Origin of the sequence: Paenibacillus sp. Marseille-P2973 (assembly GCF_018101095.1) — a bacterium.
GTDB classification, from domain to species: Bacteria; Bacillota; Bacilli; order Paenibacillales; family Paenibacillaceae; genus Fontibacillus; species Fontibacillus vini.
The window spans coordinates 1-13,823 of the sequence record NZ_JAGQEH010000017.1 but is presented as its reverse complement, the minus strand read 5'-3'; the positions used below and the strand labels follow the sequence as shown (position 1 = coordinate 13,823).

12 protein-coding genes, 8 tRNA genes and 1 rRNA gene are annotated in these 13,823 nt (G+C 51.3%); all 21 read right to left on the bottom strand.

Translation table 11 applies throughout. The features are described 5' to 3' along the window. Positions 1–69: 69 nt before the first annotated feature. Positions 70–771 carry an imidazole glycerol phosphate synthase subunit HisH gene (gene hisH / locus KB559_RS21885; RefSeq protein ID WP_211025105.1) on the bottom strand — a complete coding sequence of 234 codons (702 nt, stop codon included), beginning with the start codon at positions 769–771 and terminating at the stop codon, positions 70–72. Further along, entirely contained in the window at positions 772–1,383 is a 612-nt protein-coding gene (gene hisB / locus KB559_RS21880; RefSeq protein WP_211025103.1) for an imidazoleglycerol-phosphate dehydratase HisB, read from the bottom strand. Then, positions 1,370–2,680, bottom strand: a complete 1,311-nt coding sequence (gene hisD, locus KB559_RS21875) for a histidinol dehydrogenase (protein WP_211025101.1) — start codon at positions 2,678–2,680, stop codon at positions 1,370–1,372. The genes hisB and hisD overlap by 14 nt, the downstream gene beginning before the upstream one ends. 112 nt (positions 2,681–2,792) lie before the next feature. Next, complete coding sequence (gene hisG / locus KB559_RS21870; protein WP_211025100.1) at positions 2,793–3,431, bottom strand: ATP phosphoribosyltransferase; 639 nt, start codon at positions 3,429–3,431, stop codon at positions 2,793–2,795. A 379-nt stretch (positions 3,432–3,810) separates the two neighbouring features. Next, positions 3,811–5,013 (bottom strand): ATP phosphoribosyltransferase regulatory subunit, encoded by a 1,203-nt coding sequence (locus KB559_RS21865; RefSeq protein ID WP_211025098.1) that lies wholly within the window; start codon positions 5,011–5,013, stop codon positions 3,811–3,813. A gap of 264 nt (positions 5,014–5,277) precedes the next feature. Further along, positions 5,278–6,504, bottom strand: a complete 1,227-nt coding sequence (locus KB559_RS21860) for an acyltransferase (RefSeq protein ID WP_211025096.1) — start codon at positions 6,502–6,504, stop codon at positions 5,278–5,280. 372 nt (positions 6,505–6,876) lie between these two features. Beyond that, positions 6,877–7,416, bottom strand: coding sequence for an acyltransferase (locus KB559_RS21855; protein WP_211025094.1), 540 nt, complete (start codon positions 7,414–7,416; stop codon positions 6,877–6,879). Further along, positions 7,413–8,069 (bottom strand): pyrophosphatase PpaX, encoded by a 657-nt coding sequence (gene ppaX, locus KB559_RS21850; protein WP_211025092.1) that lies wholly within the window; start codon positions 8,067–8,069, stop codon positions 7,413–7,415. The genes KB559_RS21855 and ppaX overlap by 4 nt, the downstream gene beginning before the upstream one ends. A gap of 15 nt (positions 8,070–8,084) precedes the next feature. Then, positions 8,085–9,128, bottom strand: coding sequence for a prolipoprotein diacylglyceryl transferase (lgt, locus tag KB559_RS21845; protein ID WP_211025090.1), 1,044 nt, complete (start codon positions 9,126–9,128; stop codon positions 8,085–8,087). A gap of 11 nt (positions 9,129–9,139) precedes the next feature. Then, positions 9,140–10,081 (bottom strand): HPr(Ser) kinase/phosphatase, encoded by a 942-nt coding sequence (hprK, locus tag KB559_RS21840; protein ID WP_211025088.1) that lies wholly within the window; start codon positions 10,079–10,081, stop codon positions 9,140–9,142. A gap of 218 nt (positions 10,082–10,299) precedes the next feature. Further along, positions 10,300–11,418: an ABC transporter ATP-binding protein gene (locus KB559_RS21835; protein WP_211025086.1), complete on the bottom strand. Its 1,119-nt coding sequence runs from the start codon at positions 11,416–11,418 to the stop codon at positions 10,300–10,302. A 123-nt stretch (positions 11,419–11,541) separates the two neighbouring features. Then, a complete protein-coding gene (locus tag KB559_RS21830; protein WP_247682026.1) occupies positions 11,542–12,648 on the bottom strand; it encodes a PucR family transcriptional regulator in 1,107 nt (368 codons plus the stop codon). 155 nt (positions 12,649–12,803) lie between these two features. Next, positions 12,804–12,876, bottom strand: a tRNA-Lys gene (locus KB559_RS21825). 8 nt (positions 12,877–12,884) lie between these two features. Beyond that, positions 12,885–12,969: transfer RNA gene (locus tag KB559_RS21820), tRNA-Tyr, on the bottom strand. 43 nt (positions 12,970–13,012) lie between these two features. Beyond that, a tRNA-Phe gene (locus tag KB559_RS21815) sits at positions 13,013–13,085 on the bottom strand. Positions 13,086–13,166: 81 nt separating this feature from the next. Beyond that, a tRNA-Asp gene (locus KB559_RS21810) sits at positions 13,167–13,243 on the bottom strand. A 14-nt stretch (positions 13,244–13,257) separates the two neighbouring features. Further along, a tRNA-Thr gene (locus KB559_RS21805) sits at positions 13,258–13,333 on the bottom strand. A gap of 18 nt (positions 13,334–13,351) precedes the next feature. Beyond that, positions 13,352–13,427, bottom strand: a tRNA-Val gene (locus KB559_RS21800). Between the two features lie 9 nt (positions 13,428–13,436). Further along, positions 13,437–13,513 (bottom strand) — tRNA-Met (locus KB559_RS21795). Positions 13,514–13,540: 27 nt separating this feature from the next. Beyond that, positions 13,541–13,632: transfer RNA gene (locus KB559_RS21790), tRNA-Ser, on the bottom strand. A 65-nt stretch (positions 13,633–13,697) separates the two neighbouring features. Next, a 23S ribosomal RNA gene (locus tag KB559_RS21785) occupies positions 13,698–13,823 on the bottom strand; the annotation flags it as partial.

Below are 13,823 nucleotides of genomic sequence, written 5' to 3'. Positions count from 1 at the left end.
TGGATATTCTCCAACAAGGGGATCCACCCTCCGCTACTTGCCCTTTGCTTAAGTAGTAGTTACCTATACCTATTTACGCTCTGCCAGCGACAGGAAGTTGCGAAGCAGCGCCATGCCGAGCTCGCCGCTCTTTTCCGGATGGAACTGCATGCCATATACGTTCCCGCGGCCCACGATGGCCGTAACCGGATGGCCGTAGTCCGTAACGGCCAGCAGATCTTCCCGGCGCTCCGGCAGCACGTGATAGGAATGGACGAAGTATACATGTCCTTCCTCAAGGCCCGCCAGGAGCGGGCTATCCGGCTGCAGGAACGCCAGCCGGTTCCAGCCCATATGCGGCACCTTCAGGCCGCCCATGGGGCCACCGGCACTCGCTGCGGCGCCATGATCGCCGCTAGCGCTGGTGCCCGCATCGGCACTGCCGCTTACCGCGCTGCCTCCTGCAAAGCGCACCGCCTTGCCCGGCAAAATGCCGAGCCCCTCGTTCCGCCCATGCTCTTCGCTCTCGCTGAAGAGCAACTGCATGCCGAGGCAAATGCCGAGCAGCGGCATTCCCGCCGCGGCCGCCTGACGCACCACGGCGTCCAGCCCCGACGCGCGGAGATGCTCCATCGCGTCGCCGAAGGCGCCTACGCCGGGCAGCAGCACGCCGTCGGCGCCCAAGATCGCGTCAGCGTCACCAGTGACGAGCCCCTCGTAGCCGAGCCGCTCGACAGCCTTGCTGACGCTGTGCAAATTCCCCATGCCGTAGTCGACAATTGCAATCGTCACCTACAGCACTCCCTTCGTCGACGGCACGCCCGTCACGCGAGGATCCAGGCTCGTCGCCTCATCGATAGCACGGCCGAGCGCCTTGAACACGGCCTCGATCATATGGTGCGTATTCTGGCCGTAATGCACGATCACGTGCAGCGTGATCCGTGCCTCCAGTGCCAGCTTCCAAAGGAACTCGTGTACGAGTTGAACGTCGAAGCTGCCGACCCGGTCGGATGGATACTCTGCACGGTATTCAAAATGCGGCCGGTTGCTGACGTCGATAACGACCTGCGCAAGCGCCTCATCCATCGGGATGAATACGCTGGCGTAACGCTTGATGCCCCGCTTGTCGCCGAGCGCCTCACGGAGACATTGCCCCAAGCAGATGCCGATATCCTCAACCGTGTGATGATCATCGATATCGATATCCCCGTGCGCCTGCACCGAGAGATCAAAATGCCCGTGCTTCGTAAATAAATCCAGCATATGGTTCAAAAACGGAACATCCGTCTCCAGCTCCGATTGACCGGTGCCATCGACCGCAAATTGCAGCTTGATGTCCGTCTCATTCGTTTTGCGGCTGATCTCCGCGCGGCGTTCCCGCGTTTCAGAATTATTGGTTGTCATTGTTCGCCCCCGCCTTTCCTTCTTTAAGCAGCCGGATCTCAATCGCCCGGGCATGACCTTCCAGGCCTTCCCGACGCGCCAGCTCAATGATCGTCGCGCCGTTTTGCAGCAGCGCTTCCTTGCTATAGTAAATCAGACTCGATTTTTTAATAAAATCGTCCACATCGACCGGCGACGAGAACCGCGCCGTGCCGTTGGTCGGAATAATATGGTTCGGTCCGGCAAAATAATCGCCCACCGGCTCCGAGCTGTATGGACCAAGGAATATAGCCCCGGCGTTTTCGATCAAGCCGAGATAAGCCATCGGCTCCTCTACGATGAGCTCAAAATGCTCCGGCGCCAGCTTATTGATAACGTCGATTCCCTCAACCACGGAATCGACGAGAATGACTGCGCCATAATCTCGAACCGACGCTCCGGCGATGTCCCGGCGCGGCAGCTCCGCCAGTTGGCGCTCCACCTCCGCCTGACATGCCTTGGCAAAAGCCTCGGACGACGTCACGAGGATCGCTGAGGCCATCTCGTCATGCTCGGCCTGCGACAGCAGGTCCGCCGCCACGTAGGCCGGATCGGCGCTGTCGTCCGCCAGCACGGCGATCTCGCTCGGCCCGGCGATGCTGTCGATGTCGACCACGCCGTACACCTCGCGCTTCGCCAGCGCGACGTAAATGTTGCCCGGTCCGCAGATCTTATCGACCGGCGCAATCGTGTCCGTGCCATAGGCCAGCGCCGCTATGGCCTGAGCCCCCCCGACCCGGTAAATTTCGTGCACACCGGCTTCTGCCGCCGCGACGAGGATATACGGGTCGATACCCGCTTTCCCGCCGGTGGCCGGCGGCGTGACCATCACGATCTCCGGCACGCCGGCAACTTGTGCCGGAATGACGTTCATCAGCACCGAGGAAGGGTACGATGCTTTGCCGCCCGGCACATACACGCCCACCCGCTTGAGCGGGCGGATGATTTGACCGAGCAGAGTGCCGTCCGGCTGCAAATCCATCCAGGAGTTACGCTTCTGTCTCGTATGAAAAGATCGTATATTCGCCGCGGCCGCCGAAATAGCCTCGACAAACGATGGCTCCACCTGGCTGTACGCCGCCTGCAGCTCCTCCTGCGTCACCCGCAGTCCGGCCGTTTCCAGCTTCACTCCGTCGAACTTCTCCGTATACCGCAGCAGAGCGGCATCTCCTTCATTTTTCACATCCATGACGATGGTCCGGACCGCTTCATTTTGCTCCGCCGATCCGTATTCGACCTCCCGCCGCAGATCAAATTCCTGTGCCTTTACGATTTTCATCCCGCAGCCCTCCCCGGCTTCCGTCATTCCTTATCTTCAAACTTCCTTACATCTTCTTTACTTGTATCTTGTTTAAGTTTCCTGTTTGCGCCTGAGCGGCAAACTCCCCTACTTACACTTCGCTTTTCGCTGCAATGGCCTTTTCGAGTGCATCGCATACCGCTTGAATCTCCGCATTTTTCATCCGATAGCTGACACGGTTGGCCACCAGCCGGCTTGTAATTTCAAATATACTTTCGAGCTCCACCAATCCATTCTCACGAAGCGTCTGACCCGTTTCGACCATATCGACGATCCGGTCCGCCAGACCGATCAGCGGCGCCAGCTCGATGGAGCCGTTCAGCTTAATGACCTCCACCTGCTGCCCATGCTCGCGAAAATACTGCGATGCGACATTCGGATACTTCGTCGCCACACGCTGGTGAATCCCCGGCTTCCAATCCGGCAGCGCAATGACAGACATCCGGCAACGGGCGATCCCGAGGTCCAGCAGTTCGTACACGTCCCGATTCTCTTCCATCAGCACGTCTTTGCCGACGATCCCGATGTCAGCCACGCCGTATTCCACATATGTAGGCACGTCGACCGGCTTAGCCAGAATGAACTCCATACCGATCTCCGGCAGCGGAATGACCAGTTTTCGGGATTCATCCACATCCGTCGGAATTTGAATCCCCGCCTCGCGGAACAAGGCCGACGCTTTTTTATAAATACGCCCTTTAGGCATAGCAACCTTTATAATTTCGCCCAAGACAGATCAGCCTCCTTTCGACCACAGTATTACAATTAATGTCCATTCGCCTCATTTGCCTCACTAGCATCAGCTATTCCAACCAACACTCCATTGTAGGCGGGCTACTACTCTCAACTATTGGTCCCCATCACAATTAACTGGAAAATCTGCAGCTAAATTCTCTCTAAGCAGCCAATTTTAACGATTAGATGGAAAATCTACAGTTAATACCCCAAATAACCGATCAAACTCTCGAGAATCCATGAAATAACTGCATTTTTTCCAGTTATTTATCCTTAACTGCTGGTGTCCAGCAAATTAACTGTAGTTTTTCCAGTTAATTTGCTGCGGAGAAGACAGCTTCATCGCAAAGATGATCTACATCTTTCCGTCCTCCCTAAAAGCTCGTATAAGTCCGGATCTCGCCGTATGCCGGGCCCAGCGGCCCCGTCCGGACTTCCCTGGCAATCGTGTCGCTCAGTACATTCTCCGGCCCTTCTACATGGCGCATCACTACGCTGCGTCCTTCACCGCGCAGCTGCGCGGCTTCGTCAAACGCCAGCTTGCGGTTCGCCGCATCATACTGCATCAGCACCGGCAGCTCCCGCTCCGGCTTAATTCCGTCCACCCCGTCAAGAATCCGGTTGGTCTTAAGCGAGAAGCCCGTTGCCGGTGCCGGACGCCCAAACTGCTGCAGCAGGTTGTCGTAGCGTCCGCCGCTGCATACCGGGAAACCCAGCTCCGCAGCATAACCTTCGAACGTCATGCCCGTATAGTACGAGAAGTCGCCGATCATCGTCAGATCGATCATAACGTGCTGTGCCACGCCGTAATCCTCCAACGTGTCCCAGACCTCGCTCAGATGCTGAACCGCATGCTGCGCCAGTGGATTCCCGCTGAGCTCGAGCGCCTGGCGGCAAATCTCTTTCCCGCCGCGCAGCCGAAGGATGCCCTCCAGCTCTTCGCGCTGCTCCTCCGACAAAGACAGGCCCGCCAAAGTCTCGCGGTAACCAACATAGTCCCGGTGAAGCAGCCCTTCCTTCAGCGTTTCCCGGATCTCCTCCTGCCCGGGTACCGCGTCTTCCAGCAGCCCGTTCAGGAATCCGACATGACCCAGCGCAATCTTGAAGGACGTAACTCCGGCCGCTTTCAGGGAAGCTACCGCAAGGGCCACCACTTCCGCATCCGCCTCCGGGGAGTCGTCACCAACAAGCTCTACGCCGGTTTGAAAAAACTCGGCCTCTTTGCCCGCTTCCTCTTCAATCGCGCGAAACACGTTAGCGTGATAAGACAACCGCAGCGGAAGAGGCTCCTCCTTCAGCATCGATGCAACGACCCGAGCGATCGGGGCCGTCATATCCGAACGGAGAACCATCGTAGTTCCCCGATTGTTGAGCAGTTTAAACAACTTACGGTCCGACGTCGAGCTGGCCATGCCTACCGTATCGTAATATTCCATCGTCGGCGTCAGGATTTGACGATAGCCCCAGCCGGACATGCAATCCAGCACGCTGCGCTCGATCGCCCGCAGCTTCTCGGCCGCATACGGCAGATAATCGCGAACGCCGGCTGGTTTTTCAAAGCCCTTCGGTTTCGACAAAACGCTCACCTCACCACATAGAGTTACTTTTTCATCTCGAAGTTTTCTTTATTATATTAAAGTGCTACCATACTACCAAATTAAAGAATATGGCATATCTTATCATACTTGCTCCAGAACCGTCAACGCCTGCTTAGGCTTGTCCCGGCGGTGCCGGAACGAACTGTACTCCTAGTATATTAGGAAAATTATAGAATGTCATGGCCGGTCCGATTCTTTTTCTCGCACACAAAAACCGGCTTGTTCTCAAGCCGGCTTCGCTCCTTACATATTTACATTTACAGTAGGGGTGGAACCGTGGTCTTCTTGCCCCGGCAACATCTTCTTTTTCTTCTTCTTTAATGAATCCGGCACATTTCCAAGGAACCAGGAAGCGAAGGGAAGCCGTTTGAAACAGAACTGCACAAACACCCATGACAGAACCAAGGCGCAAACCGAACCGCCGATGATAAAGAAAAAATAAGCCAGCGAAAAATCCTCTCCCGCCAAACGATTGCGGAATTTTCGGTAGATCAGCAGGACAAACGGATGGAACAGATAGATGGCGAAGGATAGCTGGCCCAAGCGGGTCATCGCCTTCACCCAGAAAGCCGAGCCCTTACGGTAAAGCAGAAAGGCTCCTTTTAACAGTACGACCGCAGAGAGCAGCAAATGGATGTTCCATACAAGCTCAAACGTAGTCGTATCCGGCAAATATAGTTTTTTTCGGAATCCATAGTACAGCTGCACGTCGACAAACGCCATGATCAGCCAGCTCCCCCAAAGCGATAAGGTGAATACCTTTTGAAGCCTGGTAGCTTGTTTCCACCCCGTGGTCAGCCAACCTTTGATTTTATCGAAGTAAATCGCCAGCACGGCACCCAGCATGTAAAAGGACATATACGAAGGAGCATAACTCCCTTTGTTGGGAAGCTCCAACTGATATTTATTCCAGAAGAAAAAGGCCCATTGAATCGCCAGTCCTGCGGGAAGAACCCATGCGACAGCTACCCTGCTCTTGCCCAGAGACTGAATTAACCAAAGCAGCAGCGGAAACAGAATGTAAAATTGAATGTTAATAAAAATAAAATATAAATGTGTATATGCACTGCCCGTCAATAGCTTGATCCCCAGCAGTTGAAGCAGTTCCGTGACCGAATGATCGAGGAAATCCCTTTGGATCCAGACTGCCACAAGAAAATAACAGAAGGATACGAGCAAATAAGGCAGGATAATGTAGGTTAGTCTTTTTTTATAGAACCGACCGATCAGGCTCTTACTTACCGGCTTATCATAATAGTTGTAGAACAAAACGAAACTGCTCAGAAAGATGAACGAACTTGTCCCGATTCTAAAAAAGATGTTCATCCAATTGTAAAAGTAAAAAGCGGACGAATCCAAGGCTTGCCACCCGGCCGCAAATGAAGAGGCATGCACTTGAATCACGCAAAATATGGCGAATGCCCGAAACAGATCCAGCTGGGGCAATCTTTCCTTGACCTTCGACTTCACGTCATCAACTCCCAGTATTCATAGGCTCTCTGATGCTAACTACCTCTGCGATGTAACAAGACGTAAGTTAATACCATTTAGTTACCCTATATCCTGCTGAAATGAAGCTGTGAAAATATTGAAATGTCCTAAAACCGCAATCCCAATTCTAATCCCATCATACCTAATTCAGGAAAATTAGGGAACTACATTATCTATTCCAGTCATCGCAGTAACCAATATCCACGATTCATAGGTTACTCCCATAAACTGAATTTGCGCTGAATCGATGCTGAAAGTAAGTTGCTACATTTTTTACCTGACGTTCAAAAAGGCCTATGCGCAATGCGCATAGGCCTCTCTTATTTCTAATAGTCAAAACATCTTTGCCCGTTACTCCCCGTCAAACGTCTTCGCCTTCTCAACGGGTCCGTTAATGGCTCCCTCCGGGTTTTTCCGTTCCAGCACCCGCAGCGGGTTTCCCCCGACGAAGGTTCCTGCGGCTACATCCTTATGCACTACCGAGCCGGCGGCCACTACAGCCCCATCACCTATAGTGACTCCAGGCAGAATGGTCGAATTGGCGCCGATCAATACCTCATCGCCAATCCGCACTTCGCCGAGCCGATACTCTTTAATCAAATACTCATGCGCCAGAATGGTCGTGTTATATCCGATGACCGAGTTCCGGCCGATCGTGATGAGCTCAGGATAGAATACATCGACCATGACCATCAGGCCAAAGGCCGTATGCTCCCCTACTCTCATGCCAAGGATTCTTCGATAAATCCAATTTTTAACGGACAATACCGGACAATACCTGCTGATCTGTATAAAAATAAAGTTTTTGACGCCCTTCCACGGACTTACCGTCCGATAGAGCTGCCATAACGCGTTTGGGCCCTCGACCGGATAGCGTTTGACCTTTCTCACTTTTCCACTGACTCCCATCCCAGCACACCATATAAATCGGTCATGTCCTGCAGGATATAATCCGGATCATATTGACTTAACACTTCTGCGCCTTTCAGCGACCAGGCAACTCCAGCTGCCTTCACCCCAGCCGCCTTCGCGGACTGAATGTCCGCCGCACTGTCCCCTACCATGAGCGTTCGGGACGGATCCGCCCCCAGCTGTTTCACCGCCGTTAATACGGGCTCGGGATGCGGCTTCGGATGCTCCACATCCTGTACCGTCACGATCGTGTCCATATATTGCTTGAGTCCGAACAGTTCCAGTGCCCGAAGGGTCGTTGGTCTGATTTTTGTCGTTACGACGCCCATCTTGATACCACGTTGATGCAGCGTGCTGATGACTTCATTCACGCGGGGAAACTCTCGAACCATCGCGTCATGATGCAGCCCATTGTAGGAACGATAGTCTGCAACCAGCTCGGCGACTTCCTGTCTCCCCGAAAAAGTTTGCATCTGTTGCTCCAGCGTCATTCCCATATGCGGAATGATTTGTTCCCTTGTATACGGCTGTTGGGGAAAATGACTGCCCAGTACATGCATGAACGTAGAGATGATCAGTTCATTAGTATCGATAATAGTTCCATCAAGGTCAAATAATACGGTGTTAATCATGCAGCGGTTGCTCCTTTATTTCTCCGTTGATTCCTTTGTCTCCTCGGTGATAACTTCGTCCCCTTTTACAGCGGATGCCTCATTAGAATGCGCAGTCTGGGACTCCTGTACAGGGGCGGAAGTCAGGCTCTCCACCTCTTTTACCCGCGTTGAAACAATCGGGTCGCAGTACCGCGGCAGATCCCTTACGGTTCTGCGGCGGATGATGATCATGGCTACAGCTACAACTACGAAAAGAATAGCCAACAATTGCGATATTCGGACATTCCCGTAAGACGGAGCCAGATAGCCCTGTTCGAAGCCCATCCAAGTCATAGGCGTCCACAATCCGTTCACGAAGGAAGCAAGCCAGTCTGCGCCTTGGAAAGCCAGGCTGTCCGTTCTAAGCGCTTCGATAAAGAAGCGACCGATCGAATACCAGATGAAATAGGAGAAGAATAATTCCCCTGCCCGCAAAAACTTCTGTCTCCGCAAAATGATCAGGATAACCAGCCCTACGAGGTTCCATAGAGATTCATACAAGAAGGTTGGGTGATGGAAGGTACCCTGTACATTCATTTGATTCACAATAAATGAAGGTAAATGCAAATAGTCGCTCAAGAAGCCCTCGGTTGTCGGACCGCCATACGCCTCCTGATTGACAAAGTTGCCCCATCGGCCGATCAATTGGCCAATAAGGAGCGATGGTGCGCATATATCGGCGATTCGCCAGAAGTTGTAACCCCGTCGACGCGTAAAGATGACCGCACAAATAATCGCACCGATGAGGGCACCATATATAGCGATACCGCCATTCCATATTTTAAAAATATCGAGCAGGTTGTTCTTATAATCATCCCACATAAAGGCTACAAAGTAGATCCGTGCCGCGATGATGGCCGAAGGAACTCCCAATAGCAGCAAGTCCATGAAGAACTCCTGTGGAATTTTGAATCGTTTCCCTTCCCATATGGCAAACACCAGCCCCATCAAAGCTCCGAAGCCTAAGATTAATCCATACCAATGTACTTCAAGACTACCGATCGAAAAAGCGATCGGGTTCAATAACAAGGTACCCATCATTCACGCTCCTAATCCAAATCGTCGATATCTTCAGCAATCGTCTCTGTCAGCTTCGTCGTAAATTGCAGGGCGGCATTGTATCCCATCCGTTTCAGACGGAAGTTCATGGCGGCCACTTCAATAATTACCGCCAGGTTTCGTCCCGGGCGAACTGGAATCGTAACCAAAGGCACATCGGTGTCGATAATCCGCGTGGTCTCTTCGTCCAAACCCAAGCGGTCGTACTGCTTCTCCTGCTGCCATGCTTCCAGTCGGACTACCAGCGTAATCCGCTTGTTGTTCCGGATCGCACCGGCTCCGAACAAGGTCATTACGTTGATGATACCTACTCCCCGGATCTCGAGCAAATGGCGGATCAACTCAGGTGCCGAGCCGTGCAGCTGATTATCCGACGTCTGACGGATTTCCACTGCATCATCGGCAATCAGGCGATGGCCGCGTTTAACCAATTCGAGCGCCGTTTCGCTTTTCCCGATACCGCTGGTACCGGTAATCAGCATGCCGACACCGTAAACATCCACGAGTACCCCATGGATCGTCGCTGTTGGAGCCAGTTTCCGTTCCAGGAAGCTGGTGATCCGGCTGGAAAGGATCGTCGTGGCCATACTGCTGCGCAATACGGGGATGTTCTTCTCTGAGCTAATATCGATTAATTCTTGCGGAACTTCCCAAGATCTCGTGACGATTATACAAGGCAATTCCTCGCTGCTGCATAGGCGTTCCATCCGGTCTTTCCGTTCGTCCAAAGGAAGCGTCTCATAGAAGGCCAACTCGGTTTTGCCGAGAATTTGCACGCGCTCAGGCGGGTGATACTCGAAATAACCAGCCATCTCAAGACCCGGACGATACAAGTCATCCACGGTAATAACCCGTTTAAGCCCCTGTTCCCCGGAAACAACCTCCAGCCCGAATTGGTGAACCAATTCGGATACTTTTACTTTTTTAGCCATGGTGTTCTTCCTTTCCGAAATGGCCTTCCGTTAAGTTTACTGGGTAATCCTACCCACTTGCGGACCCGGCCTGCGATAATATGTAAAAATCCGCTTCATCCTTCATTCCTGTCAATGTATTCATCGTAAAGGAAATTACGCTGTAAATCAATCACAGCCCCAAAAAGTAAAATTAAAAAACCGCCCCGAAGGGCGGTTCTTATGTCGATTCTTATCGATTAGGAGAAGAATACGTTCAATTCGGTTTCTTTGTCGAAGATATGAATTTTGTTCATATCGATGGCCAATTTCACGTTGTCGCCTTCGCGAGTATTGGAACGTCCGTCTACGCGAGCGATCAAGGAAGAACTGCTTGCCAAGTAGAGCAACATTTCATGACCCAGGTTCTCGGTTACGTCTACGTTTGCAGTAAAGATCGTGTTAGGGGATCCTTCCAAGAAGATTGGCTCTTCATGGATATCTTCTGGACGCACGCCCATGATAACTTCTTTACCGTTTACATATCCTTTTTCCTTCAGAACTACAGCTTTACCTTGTGGTACTTCTACTTTTGCGAAGTCGGATTGGAAGTAAACCGCACCGTTTTGTTCAACCAAAGTACCGTTGATGAAGTTCATCGTTGGGGATCCGATAAATCCGGCAACGAAGATGTTTTGCGGTTGGTTGTACAGCTCTTCAGGAGAAGCAGCTTGTTGAATGATACCGTCTTGCATAACTACGATCCGGTCACCCATCGTCATAGCTTCTGTTTGGTCATGTGTTACGTAAATGCAAGTAGTTTCAAGACGTTTAACCAGCTTAGTGATTTCCGCGCGCATTTGACCGCGCAGTTTAGCATCCAAGTTTGAAAGTGGTTCGTCCATGAGGAAGACTTGTGGATCGCGGACAATAGCGCGGCCCAAGGCTACCCGTTGACGCTGACCACCGGAAAGAGCTTTTGGTTTACGATCAAGCAAATGCTCGATATCGAGAATTTTAGCTGCTTCGCGAACGCGTTGATCGATTTCTTCTTTCTTCACTTTACGCAGTTTCAAACCGAACGCCATGTTTTGATAAACGTTCATATGCGGATACAAAGCGTAGGATTGGAATACCATCGCGATATCGCGGTCTTTAGGAGCTACGTCGTTCACGACGCGGTCGCCGATGTACAATTTACCTTCGGAGATTTCTTCCAGACCTGCAATCATACGCAGGGTAGTCGACTTACCGCAACCGGAAGGTCCTACCAATACGAGGAATTCTTTATCAGCAATATCAAGATTTACGTCAATTACAGTTGCTTTGTCTGCGCCTGCATATTTCTTATAAATGTGTTCTAAGCGTACGCCTGCCATGGGTTTGGCCTCCTAATAAGTTAATTTTAGAGTATTAATCTAAAAATGAAATCGGATACAATTCATATTTATATATTACCTATTCGGGCGGAAAACCGCTATGCACAAACTGCACAAAAAACATTAGGCTCTTTTTGTCACTTTGTACAATAGTAATTCCAGGTTGATTAATACCGCGTCACGAAAGGTCCGGACATCCAGTCCTGTTTCCTGTTTGATCTTGTCGATCCGGTACATCAACGTATTCCGATGAATATAAAGCCGCTTTGCCGTCTCGCTTACATTGCAGTCCATTTGAAAGAAGGTTTCCAGTGTTGTCCTCATTTCTTCATCCGCAAAGATACCTTGATGTCCGCTCGTCTCATTAATGAAACGTTCGCGATCTTCCGCCGGAATACTGGATACTAACCGTTCCAATTGTAGCTCCCAAGGTAAATGAATATGCTCGGTCACGTCGAATAGATGTCCGATCCTTAACGTTTCCCTTAATGCCAAAGCCGCCCGGGCAATATGATGATCGCCTGAAATCAGTTCGTGGACGGCTAAATGACAGCCTCCCCCAACCCATTCATTTGAAATCAGTTCATAAAGTCCTTGGCACAAGGCACCGAGCAAATCCCTTTCGTTGTCAGCTCCTTCTTCGCTCTCTTCCCGCAGATCTGTCAGTAAGGCTTCGCTTACTAGAATCATCCAATCCTCTTTTATAGGTATCAGCAGCAAGTCACCGCCGAAATAACTCCTCAGCAATTTGTACAGCTTGGAAAATGCTACGCCTTGACCGGCACGATTCTCCCAACTTACGAGAAAAGGCAGCATTGGCGTCTGCAACCGGGATTTCAAGGCCATATTCTCAGGTACCGCGGCATGCAGATCCTCGCGATCCAGACATTCCTCAATCCAAACACCAAGCTCGATGCTCCGGGACTCCTCATCTTTTTTGGCTGGCGCGGCCTTCCCGGTGTCGTGCGTTCCAGCAATCAATAGCCCGATAAGCTTCGCCTCGACTTCCGTTAAGCTTGCCGCATCCGCTTCAAGGATTTGTACCGACGACGTACTTTTTCTTTTCCATAACCAAATATACCGGTTATCCAACCGTATCAAGCCATTATGCGAGCCATGGGCACCTTCACCAGCCTTCGCCGCTAATGACTCCCATTCCGTCATCCCCATCTCCATCACGGTTAAAGGAATGCCCGAGATTTCCTCCACCTGTTGTTTCAGCGAATTCATTTCCATACCCGTTGCCCTTCCACTCCATGAATTATGATTATTAATGCTATTTTAGCATAACCTGTCCGGGTTACGATAATGCCGCCGATCTGTCAGCCGGTATTTATATTAGTAAAACACAAAAAGCCGCCAACCGAAGTTGACGACTTTTGACATGAGCCATGAAGGACTCGAACCTTCGACACCCTGATTAAAAGTCAGGTGCTCTACCAACTGAGCTAATGGCTCAAAAGAAATGGTGGAGGCTGATGGATTCGAACCACCGAACTCGTAGAGAGCAGATTTACAGTCTGCCGTGTTTAGCCACTTCACTAAGCCTCCAGGGTTATGCTGCATTAAGACCGTAGTCTTAAGGAACATAAAGTGGCTCGGGACGGAATCGAACCGCCGACACGAGGATTTTCAGTCCTCTGCTCTACCGACTGAGCTACCGAGCCATATGAAATTGGTCAAAAAAATAAAGCGGTTAAGTTGGTAACTTTCCCACTTCATTGTGGAAATATACATTCTGTAAAAAATGGCGGAGCCGACGGGATTCGAACCCGCGGTCTCCTGCGTGACAGGCAGGCATGTTAGGCCTCTACACCACGGCTCCGCATTTGGTAAAGATGGTGCCGTCGAGAGGACTTGAACCCCCAACCTACTGATTACAAGTCAGTTGCTCTACCAATTGAGCTACAACGGCACGTTGTGAAATATGAAATGGTGGAGGCTGAGGGGATCGAACCCCCGACCCTCTGCTTGTAAGGCAGATGCTCTCCCAGCTGAGCTAAGCCTCCTGGGTAATATGGTAGCGGCGGAGGGGATCGAACCCCCGACCTCACGGGTATGAACCGTACGCTCTAGCCAGCTGAGCTACACCGCCATATTAATAATATTAAGCTTGTACAAATGGCGGAGAGAGAGGGATTCGAACCCTCGCACCGCTTACGCAGTCTAACCCCTTAGCAGAGGGTCCCCTTATAGCCACTTGGGTATCTCTCCAAGCCATAAATTCAAGGTGTTAATCCTTGAAAACTGGATACGAAACTTGAGTTTGCATTAGAAATTTGGATAAGCCCTCGACCGATTAGTACCTGTCAGCTCCATACATTGCTGCACTTCCACCTCAGGCCTATCAACCTCGTGGTCTTCAAGGGGTCTTACTAGTTGGGAAATCTCATCTTGAGGGGGGC

Excerpts from the sequence above, each read along its gene's own strand:
- hisB (WP_211025103.1), bottom strand. The coding sequence starts at position 1,383 with ATGACAACCAATAATTCTGAAACGCGGGAACGCCGCGCGGAGATCAGC.
- hisD (WP_211025101.1), bottom strand. The coding sequence starts at position 2,680 with ATGAAAATCGTAAAGGCACAGGAATTTGATCTGCGGCGGGAGGTCGAA.
- ppaX (WP_211025092.1), bottom strand. The coding sequence starts at position 8,069 with ATGATTAACACCGTATTATTTGACCTTGATGGAACTATTATCGATACT.
- lgt (WP_211025090.1), bottom strand. The coding sequence starts at position 9,128 with ATGGGTACCTTGTTATTGAACCCGATCGCTTTTTCGATCGGTAGTCTT.
- hprK (WP_211025088.1), bottom strand. The coding sequence starts at position 10,081 with ATGGCTAAAAAAGTAAAAGTATCCGAATTGGTTCACCAATTCGGGCTG.
- KB559_RS21835 (WP_211025086.1), bottom strand. The coding sequence starts at position 11,418 with ATGGCAGGCGTACGCTTAGAACACATTTATAAGAAATATGCAGGCGCA.
- KB559_RS21830 (WP_247682026.1), bottom strand. The coding sequence starts at position 12,648 with ATGAATTCGCTGAAACAACAGGTGGAGGAAATCTCGGGCATTCCTTTA.